Here is a 23,964-nt window from a genome sequence, read left to right on the forward strand (position 1 = left end):
ATGCCTCTGGCTGGTGAGTCAGGGACGTTTTTATAAGGATTAGTAATGACAGAACTCAAAGGTTGCGCATGGGCGATGAACCACCCGTTAGAGCGTGAGTATCACGATGCCGAGTGGGGCATCCCCGTGTATGACGACACGAAATTATTTGAATTCTTAACACTTGAAGGCGCGCAGGCAGGGCTGAGCTGGATTACCGTACTCAAGAAGCGAGAAGGGTACAGAGAAGCGTTTGAAAACTATGATTTGGGCGTTCTGATGCAAAGAGATGAGTCACGTACCGAATATATTGTTGAGAATTACGATGTGGTAAAGCATCGTGGAAAAATCAATTCGGTATTCAGCAATGCTAAAGCCGCTAAGCAGTTAGTTGATGAGTACGGAAGTTTGTCAGATGCCTTATGGCAGTTTGTAGATGGTAAACCCGTTATTAACCACTGGCAGGCTATGAGCGAAGTACCTGCTTCTACTGAGCAATCTAAAGCAATGAGTAAGTTTTTGAAGAAGAAAGGCTTTAAGTTTGTAGGAGAAACGATTTGTTATGCGTTTATGCAAGCGGTTGGTATGGTGGATGATCACATTGTAGGATGTCCGTGCAAAACGACGCAGTCAGGTTAGCGTTGGTTAAATAAGTAAATGCCCTCAGTTTGAGGGCATTTTGCTATTATTTATAGCGAAACTGCTTCCTCTAGCACTAAGGCATTGTAACGTGCTAAGCCAGCTTCTAAGTCTGCGATCAAATCTTCCACGTCCTCCAAGCCAATATGAAGGCGAATCAGAGTACCTTCAAAATGTGGGTGTGAGACCGTGCGCAAGCTATTAAAGCTTTTTGGCTCATTTGCAAGGATCAAACTTTCAAAACCACCCCAAGAGTAACCCATGCTGAAGTGTTTCATTCCATCAAGTAACGCAGTCGTCGCTTTTGGACATGATGTTTTAAGCACGAAAGAGAACAGACCATTCCCGCCAGTAAAATCACGTTTGAAAAGCTCATGACCAGGGCACGTTTCTAATGCTGGATGGCGTACATGGTCGACTTCTGGTCGAGTCTCTAACCATTTTGCCACTTTCAAGCTGCTTTCTGCATGCTGGCGAAGACGGACATCTAACGTACGAAGGCCGCGTAAAGCAAGGTAAACATCGTCAGGAGAAACACACTGGCCCATCAGGTAGCTTTGCTCGCGTAATTGATCCCAGTATTTCTCTGAAGCAACCGCTGTGCCCAACATTACGTCTGAATGGCCCACGATGTACTTGGTTGCGGCTTGGACAGAGATATCGACCCCGTGTTCAAACGGAGAGAAGTTAACACCTGCACCCCAGGTGTTATCGAGAATTACGATGATGTCGTGTTCATGTGCAATGCGCGCCAGCGTCGGAACATCTTGCACTTCCATGGTAATAGATCCCGGTGACTCAAGGAAAAGTACTTTGGTATTTGGCTGAATCAAGTCACGGATGTTTTCACCGATAATTGGATCGTAGTAGGTTGTCTCTACACCCATTTTCTTCATGATTTTGTCACAGAAATCACGAGTTGGCTCGTAACAAGTATCAACCATTAGAATGTGGTCACCTGTCTCGACAAAAGACAGGATGGTGTTTGCAATTGCAGCGGTACCACAAGGGTAGAGAGCGCAACCCGCGCCACCTTCAACTTCCACCATCGCATCTTGGAAAGCAAAGTGCGTGTTGGTGCCACGACGTCCGTAAAACAACGTCTTGTTAGCACGGTTAATCGCCGCATTGTTCTTTTCTGCTACGGTATCAAATACGATGGTAGAAGCGCGTTGAACGGGTGGGTTCACTACACCATTTGTCCACTTTTTATCGCGGCCTGCGGTAATCAGTTTGGTCTTTTTACCCTCTGACATAAAAATTCCCTGTCTAAACATAACGATTTGCATTATTTAAAACATGGACTACCTAGTGTTTGCAAGGGAAAACTCGATTATCGTTCAATAACCTCTTGGAACACCTAATAGCAATAGAGAATACCTAATTGGCTGAGGCTAAGTTTGTCTGAAAAATGTGCACTTATTGAGAGTTGCAAAAATGAAGAAACCGTACCCAATGTTGGGTACGGGATTGATGTTTAACGTAATGTCTACGTGCGTCAAAGCTGAGGGTACAAGTTAAAGTAATGGGTTAAATAGATAGAAAACACGTTCTAAGAAGCGGGAAAACAGGCTTCTCTCTTCCCACACTTTTTGCTTAACAGGATAAGACTGTTTGATATAACCATCTTGTAGAGATGACATTTGTTTAGTGAAGTCTTCATCATCAACAGCCAGAGTGACTTCAAAGTTTAACCATAAACTGCGCATGTCCATATTTACGGTGCCGACCAGACAAAATTGGTCATCAATCACAACGGATTTGGTATGTAAAAGGCCACCGTAGAACTCATAGATCTTCACGCCGGCAGAGAGCAACTCGCTATAAAACGCACGTGAAGCCCATTGAACCATTATTGAATCATTTTTATGTGGAATAATAAGCTCTACTTCGATGCCTCGTTGCGCTGTCATTTTCAGTGTTTCCAGCAAATCGCTGTTTGGAACAAAATACGGAGTCGTAATTCGAACTGAACGATTAGCCTGATTGATAGCTAGTGTCAGAACCTGATAAATAAGGTATTCGGGCATGCCCGGCCCCGACGGTACTACCTGAATAGGATGTTGATACGCACCATCATCGATTTTGCATTCTGGTAGTTTCGGCAGGTAACGTTCACCCGTTTCTACTTCCCAGTCCCAGCAGTGAATCGCACTTAATACATTGACGGTTGGTCCGGTAATGCGGACCATAATATCAATCCACTGACCAACACCGCTGCTTTGTTTAAAGTAAGCGGGATCGACAAGGTTCATGGAGCCTGTATAGGCAATATCATCATCAATTACGATGATTTTTCGATGCTGTCGAAGATCTAAACGGCGCAGAAAAATACGCCACATTGATACTTCTAGCGCTTGTATCACCTCGACACCAGCGTCCTTCATCATCTTGTACCAAGGACTTCTGAAGAAGCGAGGGCTGCCAGCGGAGTCGAGTAAGAGCTTTACATTTACACCGCGTTTAGAGGCTTGAATCAGCGCTGAAGCGACGGAATCTGCTAATCCTCCGGGGTGCCAAATGTAGAACACCATGCGAATACTGGTTTGTGCATTTTCGATATCTTTGATGATTGAATGCAGAATCTCATCTGGTGCTTGCTGTAATGAAAGCTCATTGCCGCTTAGCGCTGGTAATCCAAGGCGGTTGTTGCACAGTTCATCAATGCGATAGATGTGACGGCCCATGGTTTCCGGCATATGCGCATGACAATCATTGAGCAGACTGAACCAGTTAGCAAAAGGGGTAAACATCTCTTTAGCACGCTCGGCACGCTTCCTGCCCAAATTGAGTTCGCCAAAGAGGAAATAGCACGCGACACCAACGACGGGAAGAATATAAATGATCATCAGCCAGGCTAATGAAACGCTTACGGCTCGACGCTTCAAAACGACACGGATTGTGACACCAGCGACTAAAAACCAATACAGTCCGATGCTTGCAAGAGTAAGAAAATGATAGAACTTATCCATATACGCTCAAAGTAATAGGCCCATTTAGGATATTAGGCATAAAAGTGTGTTGGGGAAATAGCTTTCCTATGAAGAATTGGGGTGGATCTTATATGAGGGATGGATTTCATAACAGGTGATTCTGTCATAGTTGCAAGAAATGCAAGGCTAATCTTTAATCTTTGAACAAAAAGTCAGCATTTAAGGTTTGTGATGATGAAATTGTGCGATAGATATACTTAATGAGGGTTTTATTTTTAGCGAGGAACTGGTTTACTGGCAGCTTATAGCGTCTAACAAAAATTTTATAAGTGTATAACGTAATTTACACACACATTTTGGACGCCTATTTGCATGCAAACACAACACACTTAAATTTTTTGGAGAAAAAGCGTGGCTACAACAACTACAGCACCACGTGATACGTGGGGGTCTAAACTAGGCTTCATTATGGCAGCAGCGGGCTCCGCTGTTGGTTTAGGCAATATATGGAAATTCCCTTACACGGCAGGAGAAGGTGGCGGTGGCGCATTTGTGGCTATCTACCTCGTCTTTGTTATTTTTATCGGTTTTAGCGTTATGCTTACTGAGTTTGCCGTCGGCCGTCATACTGGTCGTGCAGCAGTAGGTGCTTTCAAATCAGCTGACCGTCGCTGGACATTTACTGGCGTCATGGGGGTGCTAAGTGGCCTGTTGATCATGGGCTTCTACCCGGTCGTTGGTGGCTGGGCGCTGGCCTACATCTTTAAAGTCGGTGGGGGACTTTTAAGTACGCCAGAAGTCATCGGTGATAGCTTTGGGGGCTTCATTTCTGACCCGATTCAGCCGTTGTTCTGGATGGCTGCATACTTATTCCTAAATATCTTCATTGTAATGAAGGGCATTTCTGGTGGTATTGAGAAGGCGGGTAAAATTCTAATGCCGCTGCTATTCCTTATTTTGATTATCGTATCAGTTAAAGGTTTGATGCTTCCGGGCGCGATGGCAGGTATCGAGTTTTTGTTCATGCCAGATTTTTCTGAGGTTGATAGCAGTGTTGTACTTGCGGCACTTGGTCAGGCGTTCTTCTCACTGAGTTTGGGTATGGGCTGTATGATCACTTACGGTTCGTACCTCAAGAAAAAAGAAAATATCGTTCAAACGACGGGCATTATTACCGCGATGGATACCGGCGTGGCTATCCTTGCGGGTATCGCTATGTTCCCGGCGATGTTCGCGTTTGGTATGGAGCCTGCAGCAGGTCCTGGGTTGGTATTCGTTGTGGTTCCACAACTGTTTGCTGAAATGGGTGGCCTGGTTGGCTTTGCACTGGCGCTGATGTTTTTTGTTGGCTTGACTGCGGCGGCGTTAACCTCATCCGTGTCGTTGCTCGAAGTTGTCGTTTCTTACCTGATTGACGAAAAAGGCATGAAGCGCTCGACTGCGGTTCTTTCCTCTAGCACGGTGATGGCAATACTTTGTGTATTTGCGTCTCTGTCTTTGGGTGGTATGGGACCAACACTGTTTGGTACTGGCGCATTCGACATTTTTGACCTGCTTACGGACAAAATCTTCATGGCTGTAGGCGGTATGCTGCTGTGTATCTTTGCAGGCTGGCGTCTCAACCGTGCTGATCTTGAAAAAGAGATCACCAACGATGGCAAAGTGTCTTTCCCAATGTTTGGCTTATGGTACAACCTGATTAAATACGTTATCCCTTTTGCAATCGCTATTGTTGCTTTTATGGGAATCAAATCGGGTTTCGATAGTGGCAAAGGTGAGATCATGCTTATCGGTATCGCCACCATTTTGGTCGCAGGTATCTTCTCGAAGAAACTGTAAACTCCAAGCAACTAAAAACTTCAAGCAATTATAAACGATTAAAACCTTGGCGAGTCAGTTTAGGCTCGCCTAATCAATCAGAATCGGTATACTTCTGGCTCCAAACGTGGAGCCAGTTTTTTTATGTTCGATATTCTACATACCCATCCAGATTTTTTGGTCATCAACAAACATCCCAACGTCTCTGTGCACAAAGACGATGGTGACACTATGCTGCTGCAAGAAGTGGCTAAAGTAAGTGGCGATGATCAGCTTTATCTTGTTCACCGACTCGATAAAATGACGTCTGGTATTCTGCTCCTCGGACGAAACGCCAAAGCGGCGAGTTCGTTGTCTCAAGCGTTTGCGAATCGTCAGGTTGAAAAGTTCTATCTGGCGATTGGCTCCAAAAAGCCGAAGAAGAAACAGGGGTTAGTCATTGGTGATATGGAGCGTTCACGTCGTTCTTCATGGAAGCTCGTTAACAGCAAAGAGAATCCGGCAGTAACGCAGTTTTTCTCCCTTACCGTAGAGCCGGGCGAGCGCCTGTTTCTCTGTAAGCCGCATACTGGTAAAACACACCAAATTCGAGTGGCGTTAAAATCCGTGGGTTCAGGTATTGTTGGCGATCCTATTTACAACTCAGGTAACGAGGCTGACCGCGGTTATCTGCACGCCTTCTCCCTATGCTTTGCTTATCAAAATGAACCGTTCCGTTTCGTTTGCGATCCGCGAGATTATCCAGAACTCGGCAGAAAATGGCATTCTGAAATGGTGTCACAGGGCATTGATACCTGGCTAAGTCCTTGGGAATTGAACTGGCCAACCATCAAATAAAAGATTAAAAAACAGATAAGAGAATTCGATGCAAGCATCACAACTTCCGCTGTTCTTTCAGCATTTAGAAACCGAACTCGCACAAGCTCCGAATGAAATCCGTCGACTGTTTCACGGCCGTGGACGTCGCTTTGAAGGCTTAGAACAAATCACATGTGACTGGTTACAAGGTCAGTTGATCATTAACTTGTTTAAAGAAGTGGATGACGCATTCTTTGTTGACTTAAAAAATGGCCTGAAATCACTGACAGAGTCGCAACTCTGGTCAGACAAACAAGGCCGTACTCTGGTTCTTCAGCACCGTTATGCGGATGGCGCGCCTTCAGAAGTATTAATTGGTGAACTAGACGCACGTCCGGTTGTGGAAGAGAGCGGCTTGAAGTACCAGTTGGATATTGGCCGTAATCAAAACTTCGGGCTGTTCCTGGATATGCGCTATGGTCGTGACTGGGTTCGAGAAAATGCCAAGCATAAAAACGTACTTAACCTATTTGCTTACACATGCGGATTCTCAGTCGCGGCTATTGCGGGTGGTGCGGATAACGTTGTTAACGTGGATATGGCGAAAGCGTCACTGTCGAAAGGACGTGAAAACCATAAGCTGAATGGACACAACATTAATCAAGTCAGCTTTATGGGCCATGACATCTTTAAGTCTTGGGGTAAAATTAAGAAATCGGGTCAATACGATTTGATCATTATTGACCCGCCATCGTTTCAGAAAGGCAGCTTTGCTCTGACCAAAGACTATAAAAAGATCCTGCGTCGCTTGCCGGATTTGTTGGCTGACGGTGGTCAGGTAATGGCATGTGTGAACTCTCCATCAGTGACCAGTGATTTTCTGATTGAAAGTATGAAAGAAGAAGCGCCGGCGCTTACTTTCCGTGAACGTTTGGATAACCCGCCAGAGTTTACGGATGTGGACAGCGAAGCTGCTTTGAAAGTTCTGCTGTTCAGCTAGAAGAAATTCTGTCGCAACAAATTTTGTCCTTATCTGTATTGCCAGTCGTTTGAGTGCGACTGGCATCTCCACCAGGCTCGTCGGAATGACGGTAAATGAAAAAATGAATACCAGTGCTTCACTGCTAGTGGTATTAACCAATCTGCACTTCAAGCTCGGAGTCGATCGTGGAAGAGCACGCCAGTACATAGCCTTGTTCAATTTCTTCAGGGGTCAGAGTTTCTTGGCTGGTAGACGACACATTGCCTTTACGCACCTTACACTTACAAGAACCACAAATACCACTGCGGCATGCCACGATGAGAGGCAACCCCGCGCCTTCAAGCACGTCAGCTAAAACCTGACCTTTTTTGGCCTCAATCGTTTGAGCAAAATCTGGAACGGAGACGCTGGTGGTTTCATCAGAGACTTCCAACGTTTGATTTTCTGCAGGTGTAAAGCTTTCTTGATAGAAGTTGGTCAAATCGAATTCAAGTTCATCCAAGTAGCGTCGTACATCTTGCATAAACTGATTCGGACCACAAAGATAGACTGTGCGTTGGTTAAAATCCGGGACGAGTTCCTGTAACCACTCAGCGTTCAAACGACCTTGTGGATATAAGCTATTGCCTCGATGTTTTAAGAGTAACTTTAAGTGAAAGTCTGGATAAACGGCGTGATAGGTTTCCAGTAAATCCAGATAGATCGTTTCTTGCTGAGATCGGGCTATGTGCAGGAACTCAATGTCGACACTCTCTTCTAAATTCAGCAAATGCTTCGCCATCGCGAATACTGGCGTAACACCACAACCGGCACTGATTAGAAGCGCTTTCTTTTGTCCCTGATGTTCAACAGGCGGAGAGTCAATACAGTTAAACTCACCCGTTGGCGGCAGAGCTTGCACGGTATCACCAATCAATAATTTATCGATAATGAAGTTCGAAACCTTACCACCATCGACCCGTTTAATGGTGAGTTGAAGACAATCATCGCCTGATAATGAACTAAGGGAATAGGCACGAAACTCCAGCTTTCCATCAATTTCAATACCAAGGTTAATGAACTGACCCGCTTTAAATTCGAATAGAAGTGACTCTGATAAATCTGTCAGTTTCAGGCTCACTGTATCAGCTGTTTCGAAGTATTTGTCGACACAGAGGAGTGTGACAGGTTGGTTGCCTTGCCATTCAAAAAACATAGTATTCTCTTTGGATTATTGTGAAGCCGCCCCCTCAATAAGGAGGCGGATTGAGAGACGTGGAATTAAGCGGCCAGAATCGCTTTTAGATCATCCTGAACGTTGCCAATGCTGCGCATATCGAATTTTTCCTGGATGATTGCAATCAGGTTTGGCGTCAGGAAGGCAGGCGCTGTAGGGCCTGTATAGATGCCTTTCACACCCAGAGCGAACAGGGTCAGCAAAATCACGATTGCTTTTTGCTCGAACCAAGAAAGCACAAGGGTCAGCGGCAGTTCATTGATGCCGCAGTCGAACTCCTTCGCCAGTGCAAGCGCAAGCTGGATAGCAGAGTAAGCATCGTTACATTGACCTACATCCAAAAGGCGAGGGATGCCGTTGATATCGCCGAAGGTGTTTTTGTTAAAGCGGAACTTACCACAGGCTAGTGTCAGAATGAGCGTGTCTTCAGGCGCTTGAGCAGTAAAATCGGTGTAGTAGCTACGCTCAGATTTATCACCGTCACAACCACCAACGAGGAAAAAGTGCTTGATGTTGCCTTGTTTTACCTGGTCGATAACCGCTGGAGCTGCGTTCATCAATGCGTTACGACCAAACCCAACCGTGATGTGGTGCTCGATTTCATCGTGTTTGAAACCTTCTTGTGCCAGCGCGCATTCAATTACTTGACTGAAGTCATCGCCTTCCAAGTGAGCCACACCCGGCCAGCCAACGATGCTACGTGTGAATAGGCGGTCTGCGTATTGGCCAACATTTGGGTTCAACAGGCAGTTAGATGTCATCACAATCGCGCCCGGGAAGTTGGCAAATTCTTTCTGTTGGTTTTGCCATGCGCTGCCGTAGTTGCCCACCAGGTGAGGGTATTTATTCAGTTCAGGGTAGCCGTGTGCAGGCAGCATTTCACCGTTGGTGTAAACGTTGATGCCTTTACCTTCGGTCTGTTGCAGGATTTTCTCCAGGTCATGCAAATCGTGGCCTGAAACCAGAATACATCTACCTTTCACTGGCTTCACGTTGACCGTGGTTGGCTCTGGGTGACCAAAGGTTGAGGTTTCACCCTGATCCAGCATCTCCATGACTTTGTAGTTCATCAGACCGATGCGCATTGAGCAATTAAGCAGCTCGCCAAGATCTTCTGGATCCGTACCTAACCACGCCATGATTTCGTGGTATTCCGCATAGATGTCGTTGTTGGTTTGCTCAAGGACGCGCGCGTGCTCCATGTATGCCGCCGCACCTTTTAGGCCGTAAAGACAAAGCAGGCGTAAGCCAATGACGTCTTCGTGTACTTGGTCTTTACCACGGTTGACGGCGACTTGAGGAGCAAAAGCCAAGAGCGCTTGTGCATCGTCTGGCAGCTCAAAGTTTGCGACATCAGGAATGTTCGTTACTTCCGTGTCTGACAATGTAGCTGCTGTCATCACTTGCTCTTTCAGCAGCGCTTTGTACGCTGCAGCTTGAGAAGTGAGTTCGAGGATACGTTCTGGGTCGAAGTTTACGTTAGTCAACGTAGAGAAGAATGCCTTCGGGGCCCATTGGTTGATTTCATCGTTAATGATGTTAAATTCAAGTGCTTTTGATGCCCAAAAAGAAACCCCTTGTAGGGTATAAACCAGTACGTCTTGCAGATCGGATACTTCAGAGGTTTTGCCACACATACCTTGTGCAAAAGAGCAACCTTTGACGGCAGGGGTTTGAATTGTCTGCTCGCATTGAATACAGAACATATTGGGTTCTCCAGTGATTGTTTTAATAGTCGTGATGTTGATATCTGGAGAGCAGAATGCGTGCCAAGTTTTATCTTGTTGAATTTTATAGAATTTATTGATATCTCCGAATGTCATTGATGTAATTAAGACAACGAATGTGATGTCTTAATTACATCGTGTTTTTCATACTGATTAATTAGTGATCCCGAACTTTTTCCCCATTCGATATAAATTTCCGCGATCCATTTGCAAAAACTCCGCTGCTTTTGCCCAAACACCACCTGTTTGGCTTAGTGCATGTTCAATTAAATCACATTGATAGCTTTCAACCAGTTCGCGCATTGGCTGACTCTGTTTTGGTAGATAGTTTGATGTGTTTTTTACATCCCCCAAAGAAAGGGAAGTGTCAAAGTGACTCAGCATAATGGTGCTTGCACTCTGCTGGATGGCGTGCAGAGCGGCGCGGGTCAGTGTGTGCTCAAGTTCGCGAACGTTTCCGTACCAAGGCGAAGATTCAAGTTGTACCAACACCTTAGGGTGAACGTGCAGATTGGGCGCGTTGAACTGCTGACGTACTTTTTCCAGTAAATAACCAGCGAGTACCGGGATATCACCCTCACGGGCTCGCAGTGGTGGCACTTGAATTGGGAATACATTTAAACGGTGGAAGAGATCGGCGCGGAATGTTCCCGCCTCCACCTCTTTTTCTAGCTGTCGATTCGTCGCCGCAATTATGCGTACGTTAACCATTAAATGCTGGTCGTTACCGACGCGTTGTAGCTCGCCTTGTTGGATAACACGAAGCAGTTTTGCCTGCAAAATCAATGGCAGTTCGCCGACTTCATCAAGGAAGATTGTGCCGCCGTCTGCGAGTTCAAACTTACCAGCACGGTGGCTGTTTGCACCAGTAAAGGCGCCTTTTACGTGACCGAATAGCTCGCTCTCTGCGAGACCTTCTGGCAGCGCTGCACAGTTCACGTAAATCATCGGTTTGTCACTGCGATGCGATTGGGCGTGGACAGCGTGTGCCACTAACTCTTTACCTGTACCTGTTTCACCCGTAATCAACACGGCATAATCCGATTGTGCAACGGTCGCGATGTTGTTTCGTAGCTGATTGATTTGCGGGCTTAATCCGACCATCTCGCCATGTTGTGAACGAGCTTGCTGGATAAGGGTTTGAGTCACATTTTTCTGCTTTTGGTTTTGCGCTTTTAGTGCTTTGAGCTGAGCAATATTACGCAGCGTTGCGGCCGTCAGTGCAGCAAAGGTTTCGATAGCCACTGGATCTATATGATCAAACGCGCCCACTGTGAGTGCGTCCATCGTTAGCGCACCAACAAGCTGACCTTCGACATATAAGCTAAAGCCCATACAGTCATGGACATCAATGCACTGATTTTCAGTCAGTAGAGTGCCGTCAAAAGGGTCGGGTAATGGGCAGTGTGCATCGAATCGAACGGGCTCACGGCTTTGAATTATGGCGTCCAGTCGTGGATGTGCTTTGGGAAAGTAGCGACGTCCCAGCACCGAGCTAGATAGCCCTCTTACTGCTACAGGTGTGAGAAAACCATCTTCGTCAAAGATAAACAAGCAGGTTGCGTCACAGGGAAACACCTGTGCAACGCCCTCGATAAGACTTTGGTACTGCTGCTCGTGGGAACGATTAGAACTGAGGTTTAATGCAATATTAAGTAAAACGTGATCGACAGTCAGCGACATAACAAGCCCAGAAACATGATGAATGAGGAGATGTTAGCAATCTGATGTCATTTATACATCGGAAATGGCAAGAGATTGATGTTCTATTGACCACGATCAATCTTGATTACAAAAGAGACGCACAAGCAAAAACAATATTATGTCTTTGCTTGCGCTGACTCAGCACTCTAGCGGTTTGAGCTTAAGAAATAACGAGGCAAAGTTTGCTCAGATTATCGAGGTACAACCCTTGCGTCGCTGCCATACATGTTGATTTGAACTTGTTGGCCAGGTTGGAAGATCATCTCTGGGTTCGCTTCTTGAACGATAGAAACGACTTTGCCGTCTTCCATACGAATCGTCAGGTTAACACCGTTGCGCTTCGCGGTTGCCTCTGCGGTTTTACTACCTGCGTAACCACCCAACAGGCCACCACCTATGGCAGCAATATCAGAGCCAGAACCGCCACCGACTTTCGAACCCAATATGCCACCAATGGCCGCACCGGCAATGGTCCCGATAGCGTTGGATTGAGTGGAGGCATCGATCGTGACTGGCTCAACTTTTTCCACAGTTCCGTAGTAAACCTGTTGAACTTTACGAGTGTCTGCGGAGCCATATGCGTCGCCGTATGGATTAGGAGATGTACACCCTCCTAAGGTGATGACAGAAAATGCGAGCAACATGCCTAGCTTGACGTAATTTTTCATAGAACCTCCAAATGGTTTCGATACCCAAACAGTATAGAACTACGTTTTAGCCTTTGCAGAGATATTCTACAAAACAGAGACTTAACGAAATTTTCCTATCAAGTGTTTTGATTTTGCAAGGCTAATCTATTTGGTATTAAGAGTATGAAAACCAGAATAGATACGCGTGAAGGTGGTAAACCAGCAGGCGGCACCAAACAGATAAGCAATAGTGGAGAAATGTTGGGGAAAAATACAAAATGCAACAAAAGCCCCAATGGTTTCGGTACCCTCAGTTAAGCCACTCATATAGTAAAGCGATTTGTGTTGATACACTGGATTCTCAATGCCTTGTTTGCTGGCCATAATGGCGAAGGCTAAAAAGCTACTTCCTGTTCCAACAAAAGAAAAAATCAAAAAAGCCCCAGCAACGGCGTTTTGTTCCGGATTGGCTAGAACAAAACCAAACGGAATCAATGAATAAAACAGGAAGTCTAAGCTGATATCGAGGAAGCCACCCGCGTCAGTAATGCCCTGAATCCTGGCTAATGCACCATCTAAACCGTCACAGAATCTATTCAACAGGATAAGTATCAGGGCAATCAAATAGTGCTCGGTGATTAAGGCCGGCAGAGCACAACAACCGAGAACAAAACCAAATAATGTCGTTTGGTTTGCTGTGATTCCGAGTTTATCGGCGAATTTTGCACTTTGAGCTAGTGGCCATTGGATGGCTTTGATACTAAAGCGATCAAGCATGCTCCGTCTCCCATGGCCAGTTTATGCAGCGACTGCCTTGTGGAATGTCATCTTTATCATGAGTGACCATTAGAGTCGGGATATTGGCCTGTTGAAGTTGCTCTACTACCCAGTTTCGAAATTGGACACGCAGATCTTTATCTAATTTGCTGTAGGGCTCGTCTAACAGTGCGGCTTTGGGCTCGGCGAGCAACATTCGTGTAAGTGCAATACGGGCGCGCTGACCTCCCGAAATCTGGTCAGGAAACGAATTCGCCACATTGGTTAACGAAATATTTTTCAATGCCAGCATTGCACGAGCTTTCCTCTCGGCACCTTTAACAGAATCTGGTAACGCAAAAGCTAGATTTTCCCAAACTGTAAGGTGAGGGAAGAGCAAGTCATCCTGAAACAGAATCCCGACCTCACGCTTATGTGCAGGTAAGTTATCCAGAGCGATATCATCGAGTGTTATGGAACCAGAATAATTGAATTCACCGTTCAGATGTCCGGCAATCGTATCTAACAAGGTCGATTTGCCGCACCCGCTAGGTCCCATGAGAGTAACAATTTCGCCATTCTCTATGTTGATATCAAACGCAGAGAAAAGGGTGTCGCCATTTGTCTTACGGATGGCGAGGTTTTTGAGACAAAGACTCATTGGTTAGTAAACCTTTAATAGACAGCCTGCGATACTTACTGTTTATACGGCTAAGTAAGATCGCAAAAGAGAAAAATAAGAGCGGTAACAGCACCTGGCTAATAGCGTAAATAGCGGTAACACGTCGATCAAAGCCGCTTGAGAGCGCAACTGCTTCTGTGGTTATCGTACTGATACGGCCAGCCCCGAGGACAAGCGTTGGGAGGTATTGCGCTAAGCTCACACTAATGCCGACTGCCCAGGCAAAGGCGATCGCAGGTAACACAATCGGCAGTTTTACTTTTAGCCAAGCTTGCAGTGGCGATTTTCCTAAACTCAGTGCAACACGTGTGAAACCGTTATCGTAGCTGCGCCAAGGACCGTCCAGCGATAAATAAACAAACGGGAATGCAAAGAATACATGCGCCCAGCAGACCCAAAAAAAGTAGGCATCGCTATTGAGGTACAGGGTCACAACCTGCATTCCGAATAATACCGACAACTGAGGGATTAGCATAGGGACAGCGATGATGTAGCCCGGAACTTGCCAGCGATACCGCAGACGATATTCGTGAGCAACCAAAGCCAAAATTAAAGCAATGGAGGCACTAACTAGCGCGATAATCAAACTTTGATCGATAGTGCTTAGTATGCTCAGCCATTCGTATTCCCAAAAGCGCAGACTATAACGGCTGGGCAGGAGATCCGGGAAACGCCATCGTTGCGCGAAACTCCACAGTACCAATAACGGCACCATTAAAAGAGTAAGCAATGTAATGATGGAAAAGAGGGTTTTTCCTGGTAGAGGAAGTCCACTTCGGCCTGAGTATTGCCAACGTTTAAAGCCTTTAGTCACCGTCCATTCTACAAGACGTGCAAAGCCAATTAATAGCGAAGCAATGAAAAATAGCATCAATGCGCCCGCTGCGGCTCTGGGTAATAGCGAGAGATCTGGATCGTTAAACCATTGCCATACCAATACAGCAAAAGTTGGAGGGTTAGTCGGCCCTAAGATAAGTGCGACATCCACGACCGATAAGCTATAGGCCATCACGGCTAACATAGGAAAACGCATTTTCGCCAGCCATTGTGGGAATATCACTTTCCACCAGGTTTGAGCCGAATTGTATCCCATTGAATGGCTGATCTTTTCAATTTTCTCTACATTGAGCTGTTGTAAAATCGGAATGCTCATCAGCAGCAGGAAAGGCGTTTCCTTTATTGCCAATAAGATGGTTAGTCCAAGTGCACTTGAGTCTTTAATCAGCAGCGCCATATCATCTACTGTTTGTGTGTTTGGGTCATAACCAAAAAGTTGGCTGGTAAGGCGAACGCCCATGCCAGTAGGAGCAAATAAAAAAGCAAATCCGATGGCGAAGGCGACATGCGGCATAGCAAGTAGAGGAGAAAGGCATGCTTCAACTTTACGCCAGAACTGAGTATGCCAAGTAGTTTGCACGATTGCGAAGGCCAACAGGCAAGCCAGGTAACTACTAACAATCGCAGAATAAACAGTTAATCCGATTGAGGTCCAAACGCCTTGCCAGCCCAATACAGCATAAAAGCCGCTTAACGAAAACTGGTTGAGACCGACAGGGGGAACATAACCGAGCGCAGAGAGTACCACCCCAAGTAACCCTGGGATGGTTGGCAGTACACACACTGCGGTAGTCACTAAATACAGCGCTCTTAACATTTGCTTGTACTAATTCCCGTAATGTTTTAACCACTCTTTCTCCAGCGCGTTTTGCCAGCTTGGATGTGGTTCGTCGATAGACTTAAACTGTTGAGTATTCTTTGCTGTCCCCGTCAGATGTTGACGACTTAACACAGACGGGTCCCCCCAGATATTGATATCACCTTTTCGAGATTGTGCTTCTGTGCTTAGTAAGAAGTTTATAGCAACTTGTGCACCTGCACTGGCATTTGCGTTCCAGGGAATCGCCAGGAAGTGGATATTAGAAAGCGCGCCTGCGTCCATAGCATATGCTTTGGTGGTCTCAGCAAGAGTTCCGCTCGACTGCGCAGAGAACACTGCGTTGGGGTTAAATGTTATGGCTAAATCAATTTGTCCGTCATCAAGCAATTGCAGCGTTTCTGCGGTGCCTGCCGGGAATTGTTTGCCACCGCGCCATGCGACTTTATGGAACTCATCTAAGTAATTCCAAAGAGGTTGTGTCACTCGTTCAAACGACTCTGGTGTCACCGCTTGCTTTAAGGCAGGGTCATTATTGGTCAGTTCAATGAGTAAAGCTTTGAGAAAACTTGTACCGTGAAATTCCGGTGGGCGAGGGTAAGTCAGGCGATTTGGAAACGCTTTAGCGTAACTCAGCATTTCTGCAAACGAGTGAGGTGGGTTGTTGAGGTTTTCCGTATCATGAATGAAGACTAACTGACCCACTCCCCATGGTGCTTCGAGCCCGTCAGTTGGTTCAGAGAAATCCGCATCAACAGGTAACGTTTTATCTACGTATTGCCAATTTGGTAAACCTTCAACAAATGGACCAAACAGAAGCTGGTGATCTTTCATCGATTTGAAGTTTTCACCGTTAATCCAAACCATATCGACACTACCTCCGGTGTTTTTTCCTGCTGCTTTTTCGGCAATGAGGCGAGTAGTCGTTTCAGAAATATCGGTGACTTTGACGTGGTTGAGCGTCACGTTATAGCGCGCTTTAAGCTCTTGACCGGCCCACTGAATGTAGCGGTTGATTTCCTGACTACCACCCCAGGCATGAAAGTAGACGGATTGACCGTCCGCCTGTTTCTCGATGGTTTGCCAATCTTCGGCAAACGTATTGGCAGCGAAGGTCGTGGCTAAAATGCCGATGGTGCTAAGTAGCTTGTTCATACATTATCCGCTTTACGTTAATTTATTCTTACTACTAATTCTTACGACTAAGAGGTCAATAAGACTCATAAAATTCAATCTCTTACATGGATAGTAAGCTATCTGGCATTATTATCAACGTGAATACCCATGGGGTGGATGCATTGACACATAGAATTATCATCAATGTGAAGTCACATAGAGAAAATATAAGTTGAACACTTGCTTACTCTTTCTGCATAAGTGTTAGTTCAAGATAAGAGTGACCGTACAGAGCAATAAATACTTTTAGAATAAGGAGAAACGTCTGGAACATCCTGTGAGAGGAAAGGCTGTTTAGAATGGCTGAAAGCAAGAAAGCAGCCATAGTCGGCTGCTTTCTGAACTTTACTTGTTTTACTGAATTAGTTTACCCAATCACGCAAAACGAATGTTAACTCATGCTCTGAGTTTTTAAGAACTAAACCATCTTTAGTTAGCGTGATGTCACTCCACTCCGTCAGTGTCGCTGACATCGCTTTTTCGATGTTCATTAGATCACCGATACACATTCTCATGGTCATGCCCATTTTATCAATGCGTAACTGGTTATCTTTTAGTTCAGCTTGACCAAAAAAACTGTTACAGCCAGCGTTGCCGTTTGCGGTGAGGTTCTCACCAATTTCTAGGCGAGGCGCCTGTTGATGTTCGGTAAGCTCGATGTTTTTGCCATCGATTTGAACCAGCTCCCAGTTGTGGTGCTGTAAGTCTTGAGCCGTAACTTCTTTCATATTATCACCGTTGCTTGCACATGCAGTCATAAGGACAGGTAGGGAAATTGCAGCAAGTAAGGTTTTTAGACTAAGCTTCATTGAATAGACTCCGTTATAAAAAACGCGAATAAATATAAGTAATAAAACACTGTTTTTGTCAGTATACGGTCATGGTTTCGTATGGTTTTGACATAACACAGTCTATCGCAAATTTTGCTGTTGCGTCATGACGATGTTTTGTCTCGGTTGAATCTAATTTCTAATTAAAGAACGGTTTTAGCATGGAGCAATTGGAGTTTTTTACTGTCCCCAGTCCTTGCGTTGGAATATGTAGTGCCGATGAAAAAGGGTATTGCAAAGGATGTATGCGTAACAGAGAAGAGCGGTTTAACTGGCAAAAATATACGCCCGCGCAGCAGCTTTATGTGATTAAGCTTTGCCGTCAGCGGTATAGAAGAAAAATCTTAGCGGGGAAGGGGGAAAAGGAGCAGCCTGCAGAGGATATTTCACCACAACAGGACTTGTTTTAAATTGAGTGATTTTATTTTTCCCGGCTCAGTATGTTACTGCTTGTGAACCGGGAATCTCCTATCCATTTCATATCCTGTAAAATAGGTGCTTAGCGTCATTTCATTGACCAAGTATCGCTAATCCAGCCTCCCGCTTGTTCGTCGAAGTGGTTCCCTGAAAATCGATGGTTGAGTTCAACATCTAATTTTCTTGTCGGGCGCTCATCCATGAGCTGATGGATGTAGTTCGCCATTGGATCAGTACATGCTTCTCGCTCTCTACGTGTAACCACGTCTTTTATCATTTGGAGTCTGTAGCTACTGCTTGCTCGTTTCATTTTTGACCTCCAGAACTTGATGGCAGCATTTGACAAATGTTGGCGTAGATAGCGCTGCTCATTAGTGCACGCGTTGAAGCGAGTCACCTTAGTTTGGAGTCCGGAGACAAATTGTGTGAGAGCAGTGTTTGCGACGCCATTCGCATCTTTCACACAGCCGCTCTCAACACCGTTCAATATGTCCGGAAAAGTTAATTAACGAGTCTGTATATTCGAAAGACCTTATCAAACATAGAAGCCCAGCACAGAGGCGTCAACAATACAAATGAACAATTTTTGAACAGATTGTGAAGGTGGATAATTTTCAGTAATTTATAGAAAATAAAAAAACCGAAGCGAATGTCGCTCCGGTCTTTTGACAAGAAACAATGACCTTCAATTACGGCGAGTTTCTTACTAATTCTTATGAAATTAGGTAATTAGCCACTTGTTGCTGGACAACCTGTTACTGATTGACCGCCACTAAAGTACTGGATGTTCCCCAGGTTCTTTTCGTAATCAGCCGCAGAGATTTGAGGGTGATTAACGAAGAATTCGCGTAACACAGATGCATCTGTCATTTGAGTCGACTCAACGTTAATGACAGGATAGTTATCACCACCAGCGGCACTGAAGCTGATCACCGAGAAGGTGTAAGTTGCATCTAACTCGAAGCCTTTGCCATTGATGTCAGTGATCGATACCGAGCCAGCATCACAATCGACATCCAGAGTAATGTTATCCAGTTGTGCATAAGCGCCAGAACCCGCAGACATTGTCGCAACAACATCCAGGTAATCTTGCACTTCCTGACCTGTCATGGTCGCTTTAGTAACGAAGTTACCAAATGGTTGCACTGTCAGTACGTCACGGTAAGTAATGTCTCCCGCCTGAATCGAGTCACGTACGCCACCCGAGTTCATTACACCAAAGTCAGCATTGACCAGATCGTAAGTACGGTACGCCTCACCCAGAAGGTGACCCAGGTTTGTTTGCTGTGAACGAACAATACTGCGATCGCCTTCCAGCTTGCCGTCGGTGTTAGAGACAACAACATCGAGCAGTTCTTGTCCCTGTTCCTGGTAAGGTAGAAGCGTGTCTCTTACCGTTGCATCTTGCTCAATGTATTCACCAATCAATTGGTCATTTTCATCCAGCAAGTTCACTGGAATTAGTGCGTAGTTGGCCAGGTGCAGTTTGCCGTCATAATATTCGAAGTCTGCTCGGCCAACATATTTGCCCCATTCATGTGCTTGCATGATGTAAGTGCCGTTCTGTTGATCCGGTGTACAGTCATCACCTGGATTGAAATCAGCGTACTCGTTAGTGCCTGGCTCCATACAGACAGGGTTTTGCGAGTGACCACCGATGATGGCATCTAACTGACCTTCCTCAAGTGAGCGTGCTAGCAGAACATCCCCAGGTGCTTCGCTGCCGTGATTTCCGTCTTGATAATGCCCCATATGAGTCGTCGCGAAGACAAGATCAACGTTTTCGTTCTCTTCAATCTCTTTTAAGACTTTCTGAATCTCAACCTGAGGATCTTCGAAGTAGATATCGGCTACATTGTCTGGGTTTACCAGCTTAGCGGTATCTTTTGTGGTAAGACCAACAACAGCTACATTTAGACCGTTAATAGTGAAAACTTTGTACGGAGCAAAGTAACGCTCATCGGTGACGTTGCCGTCAGAATCTTTCTTATAGATGTTTGCCGCCAGCATCGGGAAATTGGCCAGCTCAGCTTGCATGTCCAAGATATCTAACTCGTTGTCAAATTCGTGGTTTCCAACAGCCATCGCGTCGTAGCCCAGCATGTTCATCCCTACGAAGTCTGGTACCGCGTTTTGCATGTCTGATTCTGGAACGCCGGTGTTGATGTCACCGCCAGAAAGGAGAATCGATTCACCACCGTCTGCTTCAACTTCTGCACGAATAGATTGGATTAAAGTGTGACGTGCAGCCATGCCGTATTCGCCAGCATCGTTGTGCCAGAAACGACCATGGTTATCGTTAGTATGGAGAACGGTGAATTTAGTACATGAATCCGCCGTTTCACAAGTAATTGAGACGCTGTCACTGTCTGAACCACATCCTGCTAACACCGCGCCTACTGAAAGTACCAATAGAGATTTGGAGAATTGCATAAGTAGAACCTTTGTTTGTGATTTTGATATTGTTACTGCGTGCAATATACGGAATAAATGTGAAAGTTTAGTGATCAAGCTCTTATTTATACCTGTGTCAAATCAATAAGTTAGTCAGCCTGCAAGCGTCGTCTACAAATAAACAGAAACGGTTTTTAGCGATCAATCGGTGTTTGCTTTAGGCCATTTTTGTGATGCAGTTAATAGAAGTGCGCTCTATTTGAGTGGGATGGGATGCATATTCTGCGATATTGAGCAGGTAAAGAGTGATATTTTACTTTTCACTATCATGTTCTCAATCAAGAAATAGACAGTCAGTGAAATTTATGCGTAGAAGGGCAGTGGATAAGATTATTATGAGGCGGGTTCAAAGGGCTAAAATAGTAAAACCCCGGAGGTGGTAAGTCTCCGGGGCTTTGAAATTTTTTAGATATTTCGGTTGGTAAGTCCGATTATCTTTATGCAAAAGGTTTGGATTTAATCCGAGTAATTCCTTGGTAGGGAATTAGATACGGATGAAGTCCATGTGCTCAACTTTTGGCTTGAACGCGTGACGTTGAACGTCTTGTGGCTTAACGTTAACTTCTTTGCCATCGATAACTAGAACTAGCGCTTCGTAGAACTCAGGCTTGTCCATTTGGTTAACGATTTCGTCGTGGTTAAGAACGATAGCTACTGCTGCTTCTTCACCGCCGTATACAACTGCAGGGAATTTGCCAGCGTGACGTAGGCGGCGGCTCGCACCTTTACCTAGTTCAGTACGTACTACTGCTTCGAATTTCATACTTTTTACTCTCAAATTAGTAAAATAAAATTTTCACTACAACAATGCGACCTTGTTGTTTGTGGTAAGGCTTGAAACAGGAACTGTTCAAGCGAGCGCGGATACTATCATTCCGCTTGGAGTTCAGCAACCCAATTTGCATCTAAATCAACAAAAACAACCTAATAACGTGTTTTGAAGAGAGGCATTTCTAATCGATAGGACAAAACATGCGCCGCTTGCGTTTATTTTCACCGTTTTACAAGGCTTGCTCCAATCGAAAATAGCCACTGACTGAGGCCATTATGTACGGCTTCTCTGTAAGACCAATGTCGCTTTCAATCCGCCCATATTACTCGCTTCGAGCGCCAACTGCCCACGGTAACTATGCGCCATTTCACTGACAATGTTTAACCCTAGTCCAGAACCGGGTGTCGCCTCATCCAGCCTGAATCCGCGTTGAATTACTTTGGCTAATTGCTCCTCAGGAATGCCGGGCCCATCGTCTTCAATCATAATGCGGATGTTGTCTTTATCCTGAGTGGAGTGGACGCGAATCATGTGCTTGGCCCACTTATATCCATTCTCAAGCAAGTTACCTATCATTTCGTCGAGATCGGTTTTCTCCACGGCTACGTTTAACTCTGAATCGAGCTCATTAACCAGCGTGATATCTCGTTGCGCGTACACCTTGTCAAACGCCATGGCGATGGCATCGACGCGCTCGGCTGGATTCGCTTTTACCGACAGGATGTTCATCGAGCCGGCCATTCGAGCTCGGCCCAGATGGTAATCAATATGATCTTGAATTTGAACGAGAGGCTCCTCTAACCGCGTTTGAACTATTGGTTCTAATGTCCGTACTTCGTTTTTGAGTACCGACAATGGAGTCTTTAACGCATGTGATAGATTTCCAGCATGATTACGAGCCCGTTCTAAAAGTTCCTGGTAATGAAAGAGCAGGGCATTCAAGTCCGAAATTAAGGGCGAAATCTCTTTAGGATAGGTCTCTTCTAAGCGTTTTTTTTTCCCCGATTTCAGCTCCGCGAGCTCTTTTTGCAATTTGGTCAGAGGACTTAGAGACCAGGAAATTTGCACCAAAATCACCGTAAGTACACCAGCAAACAGTAACCCTAAGATTAACCATAATTGTCCGATTAAGGTCTGAAGCGTGTTCTTGATTGGAGCTTCATCAATGCCGACTACGATGTGAATCGGACCGTTAAAATCTGGCAGGTACAATACCTTATCTATGGTAATCAGTTTTTCATCTCTCGCCCCATAAGCATCATTAGTGAGCTCTTTATATTCGATTCTTTTATCCCACAAAGAACGTGATCGCTCGAGGTTGGTCTTTGTCGATGCACTCCAATACAGGCCACTGTATGGGCGACTAAAGCGGGGGTCGGAAAGTTGCGCCGCAAGAGACAAGCGCCCCGTTTGGTCTACTTCTAACTGCGCGGCAATTTCGTCCATGAAGACACTCAATTGTGAGCGAGTATCGTCCACCATGTAGTTGTAAACCTGAGTCGGGATGGTGACGCCAGCAGCAAGAATCATCGCCGTCAACCAAACAACGGCCGCCAATACCAGGCGGCTTTTGATACTTAGCCGTTTCAGGGTATACAGCGGCAGTTGGTGTCTATTCGGCATTTAATCGGTACCCTAGGCCACGGACGGTTTTGATGATTTTCGGCGCGATTTTTTTGCGGATACGACCAATAAACACTTCAATGGTGTTTGAGTCGCGGTCAAAGTCTTGTTTGTAAATGTGCTCGACGAGTTCTGTTCGGGAGATCACCTTTTCCGGATTGTGCATAAAGTAGGCCACCACTTTATATTCCAGTGCAGTCAAACTTACCACATCACCTTTCCAGAGAACCTGAGAAGTGCGCGTATCCAGACTTAATTCACCGATTTGCATGACTGGAGAAGCGTTGCCAGATGCTCTTCTTAGTTGGGCACGAATACGAGCAATTAGCTCAACCATTTCGAATGGTTTGGTCAGGTAGTCATCCGCACCCGCATTCAGGCCTTCGACACGCTCAGTTAATGCGTCTCGAGCACTGAGAATGACGACTGGCGTATTAATATTCTCGTCTCGAATGCCTTGCAGTACGGACAAGCCATCCAGTTTAGGCAGGCCCAGATCCAGTACGATGGCATCCCACTCTTCTGTTTTTGCGCGATACAACGCATCTATTCCATCTTGAGAGAGTTCAGGTACCCAGCCGGTGCTTTCCAACGTTTCAATGATTTGCTCACCGATACGTGGGTCATCTTCGACGACAAGTATTTTCATAGCAGTGTTTCTTATTATGTGGTTAGTGTTGCTGTGGTTTTAACGCTCTATTGAAGTTGCGCCCTTTCACTTCAAGCATTTCTAATGTTGCCGCATCGTATTCGACTTTAAGTACGATATTGTCAAAGAGGATTTTCAGTTCATAAACCCATTCGTTATCGTCCTCTTCGAGTTCTACTTTAATAATACGGCCATAGAGATCTTTTTCTACCGTAGCGTAGAGTTCTGAAAATGGTCGGATATAACCATTCTGTACTGCACGATAGACCTCGTCCTGGTCTTCATCGAACTCGATTTGGGTACCCGGTTTTACGACATCTTGTACAATGGCATGACCGTCTTGTGCTGCAACCATAACATTTTGCTGTGCGAATGTCGGTGATGAAAGCAGCATTGGAATAAAACCGAATAGCAACGCAAGATGTTGAGAACACGTTGGTTTGTTCATAGTAGGACCTTTTCTCAAGAATTGGCAGAATTATAGTCAGCGGTATATGAACAGAAAGTGAATCGTTGAATTGTGTGC

22 protein-coding genes are annotated in these 23,964 nt (G+C 45.5%); 5 read left to right on the plus strand and 17 right to left on the minus strand.

Features of this window, described 5'->3' with window-relative positions; translation table 11 throughout:
• Positions 1–45 precede the first annotated feature (45 nt).
• Complete coding sequence (locus tag ACWYU8_RS11450) at positions 46–618, plus strand: DNA-3-methyladenine glycosylase I (RefSeq protein ID WP_457519697.1); 573 nt, start codon at positions 46–48, stop codon at positions 616–618.
• Between the two features lie 50 nt (positions 619–668).
• On the opposite strand, the gene ACWYU8_RS11455 is transcribed toward ACWYU8_RS11450, so the two are convergent.
• Both ACWYU8_RS11455 and cls read right to left on the minus strand, forming a co-directional pair.
• Complete coding sequence (locus tag ACWYU8_RS11455) at positions 669–1,874, minus strand: cystathionine beta-lyase (protein ID WP_457519698.1); 1,206 nt, start codon at positions 1,872–1,874, stop codon at positions 669–671.
• A gap of 261 nt (positions 1,875–2,135) precedes the next feature.
• Complete coding sequence (cls, locus tag ACWYU8_RS11460) at positions 2,136–3,590, minus strand: cardiolipin synthase (protein ID WP_457519699.1); 1,455 nt, start codon at positions 3,588–3,590, stop codon at positions 2,136–2,138.
• A 429-nt stretch (positions 3,591–4,019) separates the two neighbouring features.
• On the opposite strand from cls, the gene ACWYU8_RS11465 reads away from it, so the two are divergent.
• The 3 genes from ACWYU8_RS11465 (at position 4,020) to ACWYU8_RS11475 (ending at position 7,167) form a co-directional block, all read left to right on the plus strand.
• A complete protein-coding gene (locus ACWYU8_RS11465; protein ID WP_457520186.1) occupies positions 4,020–5,390 on the plus strand; it encodes a sodium-dependent transporter in 1,371 nt (456 codons plus the stop codon).
• Between the two features lie 123 nt (positions 5,391–5,513).
• Positions 5,514–6,206 (plus strand): TIGR01621 family pseudouridine synthase, encoded by a 693-nt coding sequence (locus tag ACWYU8_RS11470; RefSeq protein ID WP_457519700.1) that lies wholly within the window; start codon positions 5,514–5,516, stop codon positions 6,204–6,206.
• A gap of 28 nt (positions 6,207–6,234) precedes the next feature.
• Positions 6,235–7,167: a class I SAM-dependent methyltransferase gene (locus ACWYU8_RS11475; RefSeq protein WP_457519701.1), complete on the plus strand. Its 933-nt coding sequence runs from the start codon at positions 6,235–6,237 to the stop codon at positions 7,165–7,167.
• A gap of 133 nt (positions 7,168–7,300) precedes the next feature.
• On the opposite strand, the gene ACWYU8_RS11480 is transcribed toward ACWYU8_RS11475, so the two are convergent.
• The 9 genes from ACWYU8_RS11480 to ACWYU8_RS11520 all read right to left on the minus strand — a co-directional run bounded on the left by ACWYU8_RS11480 (position 7,301) and on the right by ACWYU8_RS11520 (position 17,502).
• Complete coding sequence (locus tag ACWYU8_RS11480) at positions 7,301–8,344, minus strand: 2Fe-2S iron-sulfur cluster-binding protein (protein ID WP_457519702.1); 1,044 nt, start codon at positions 8,342–8,344, stop codon at positions 7,301–7,303.
• A 65-nt stretch (positions 8,345–8,409) separates the two neighbouring features.
• Positions 8,410–10,071, minus strand: coding sequence for a hydroxylamine reductase (gene hcp, locus ACWYU8_RS11485; RefSeq protein WP_457519703.1), 1,662 nt, complete (start codon positions 10,069–10,071; stop codon positions 8,410–8,412).
• 174 nt (positions 10,072–10,245) lie between these two features.
• Positions 10,246–11,775 carry a nitric oxide reductase transcriptional regulator NorR gene (norR, locus tag ACWYU8_RS11490; protein ID WP_457519704.1) on the minus strand — a complete coding sequence of 510 codons (1,530 nt, stop codon included), beginning with the start codon at positions 11,773–11,775 and terminating at the stop codon, positions 10,246–10,248.
• A gap of 212 nt (positions 11,776–11,987) precedes the next feature.
• Positions 11,988–12,464 carry a glycine zipper 2TM domain-containing protein gene (locus tag ACWYU8_RS11495; protein ID WP_457519705.1) on the minus strand — a complete coding sequence of 159 codons (477 nt, stop codon included), beginning with the start codon at positions 12,462–12,464 and terminating at the stop codon, positions 11,988–11,990.
• Positions 12,465–12,590: 126 nt separating this feature from the next.
• Positions 12,591–13,202 (minus strand): CDP-alcohol phosphatidyltransferase family protein, encoded by a 612-nt coding sequence (locus ACWYU8_RS11500; protein ID WP_457519706.1) that lies wholly within the window; start codon positions 13,200–13,202, stop codon positions 12,591–12,593.
• Positions 13,195–13,842, minus strand: a complete 648-nt coding sequence (locus ACWYU8_RS11505; protein WP_457519707.1) for an ATP-binding cassette domain-containing protein — start codon at positions 13,840–13,842, stop codon at positions 13,195–13,197. The genes ACWYU8_RS11500 and ACWYU8_RS11505 overlap by 8 nt, the downstream gene beginning before the upstream one ends.
• Positions 13,808–15,517: an ABC transporter permease gene (locus ACWYU8_RS11510; RefSeq protein ID WP_457519708.1), complete on the minus strand. Its 1,710-nt coding sequence runs from the start codon at positions 15,515–15,517 to the stop codon at positions 13,808–13,810. The genes ACWYU8_RS11505 and ACWYU8_RS11510 overlap by 35 nt, the downstream gene beginning before the upstream one ends.
• Before the next feature lie 9 nt (positions 15,518–15,526).
• Positions 15,527–16,672, minus strand: a complete 1,146-nt coding sequence (locus ACWYU8_RS11515; protein ID WP_457519709.1) for an ABC transporter substrate-binding protein — start codon at positions 16,670–16,672, stop codon at positions 15,527–15,529.
• Positions 16,673–17,055: 383 nt separating this feature from the next.
• Positions 17,056–17,502, minus strand: a complete 447-nt coding sequence (locus ACWYU8_RS11520) for an META domain-containing protein (protein ID WP_457519710.1) — start codon at positions 17,500–17,502, stop codon at positions 17,056–17,058.
• A 182-nt stretch (positions 17,503–17,684) separates the two neighbouring features.
• On the opposite strand from ACWYU8_RS11520, the gene ACWYU8_RS11525 reads away from it, so the two are divergent.
• Positions 17,685–17,933, plus strand: coding sequence for a DUF1289 domain-containing protein (locus tag ACWYU8_RS11525; RefSeq protein ID WP_457519711.1), 249 nt, complete (start codon positions 17,685–17,687; stop codon positions 17,931–17,933).
• A 95-nt stretch (positions 17,934–18,028) separates the two neighbouring features.
• On the opposite strand, the gene ACWYU8_RS11530 is transcribed toward ACWYU8_RS11525, so the two are convergent.
• The 6 genes from ACWYU8_RS11530 to ACWYU8_RS11555 form a co-directional block, all read right to left on the minus strand.
• Positions 18,029–18,250: a hypothetical protein gene (locus ACWYU8_RS11530; RefSeq protein ID WP_457519712.1), complete on the minus strand. Its 222-nt coding sequence runs from the start codon at positions 18,248–18,250 to the stop codon at positions 18,029–18,031.
• 419 nt (positions 18,251–18,669) lie between these two features.
• Positions 18,670–20,373 carry a bifunctional UDP-sugar hydrolase/5'-nucleotidase UshA gene (gene ushA, locus ACWYU8_RS11535; protein ID WP_457519713.1) on the minus strand — a complete coding sequence of 568 codons (1,704 nt, stop codon included), beginning with the start codon at positions 20,371–20,373 and terminating at the stop codon, positions 18,670–18,672.
• 505 nt (positions 20,374–20,878) lie between these two features.
• Positions 20,879–21,157 (minus strand): 50S ribosomal protein L25, encoded by a 279-nt coding sequence (gene rplY / locus ACWYU8_RS11540; protein ID WP_264901949.1) that lies wholly within the window; start codon positions 21,155–21,157, stop codon positions 20,879–20,881.
• Between the two features lie 282 nt (positions 21,158–21,439).
• Complete coding sequence (locus ACWYU8_RS11545; RefSeq protein WP_457519714.1) at positions 21,440–22,789, minus strand: ATP-binding protein; 1,350 nt, start codon at positions 22,787–22,789, stop codon at positions 21,440–21,442.
• Entirely contained in the window at positions 22,779–23,438 is a 660-nt protein-coding gene (locus tag ACWYU8_RS11550) for a response regulator transcription factor (RefSeq protein ID WP_457519715.1), read from the minus strand. The genes ACWYU8_RS11545 and ACWYU8_RS11550 overlap by 11 nt, the downstream gene beginning before the upstream one ends.
• A gap of 22 nt (positions 23,439–23,460) precedes the next feature.
• Positions 23,461–23,886: a PepSY domain-containing protein gene (locus ACWYU8_RS11555; protein ID WP_457519716.1), complete on the minus strand. Its 426-nt coding sequence runs from the start codon at positions 23,884–23,886 to the stop codon at positions 23,461–23,463.
• Between the last annotated feature and the right edge of the window lie 78 nt (positions 23,887–23,964).

The sequence above is a fragment of the Vibrio limimangrovi genome (assembly GCF_054064025.1).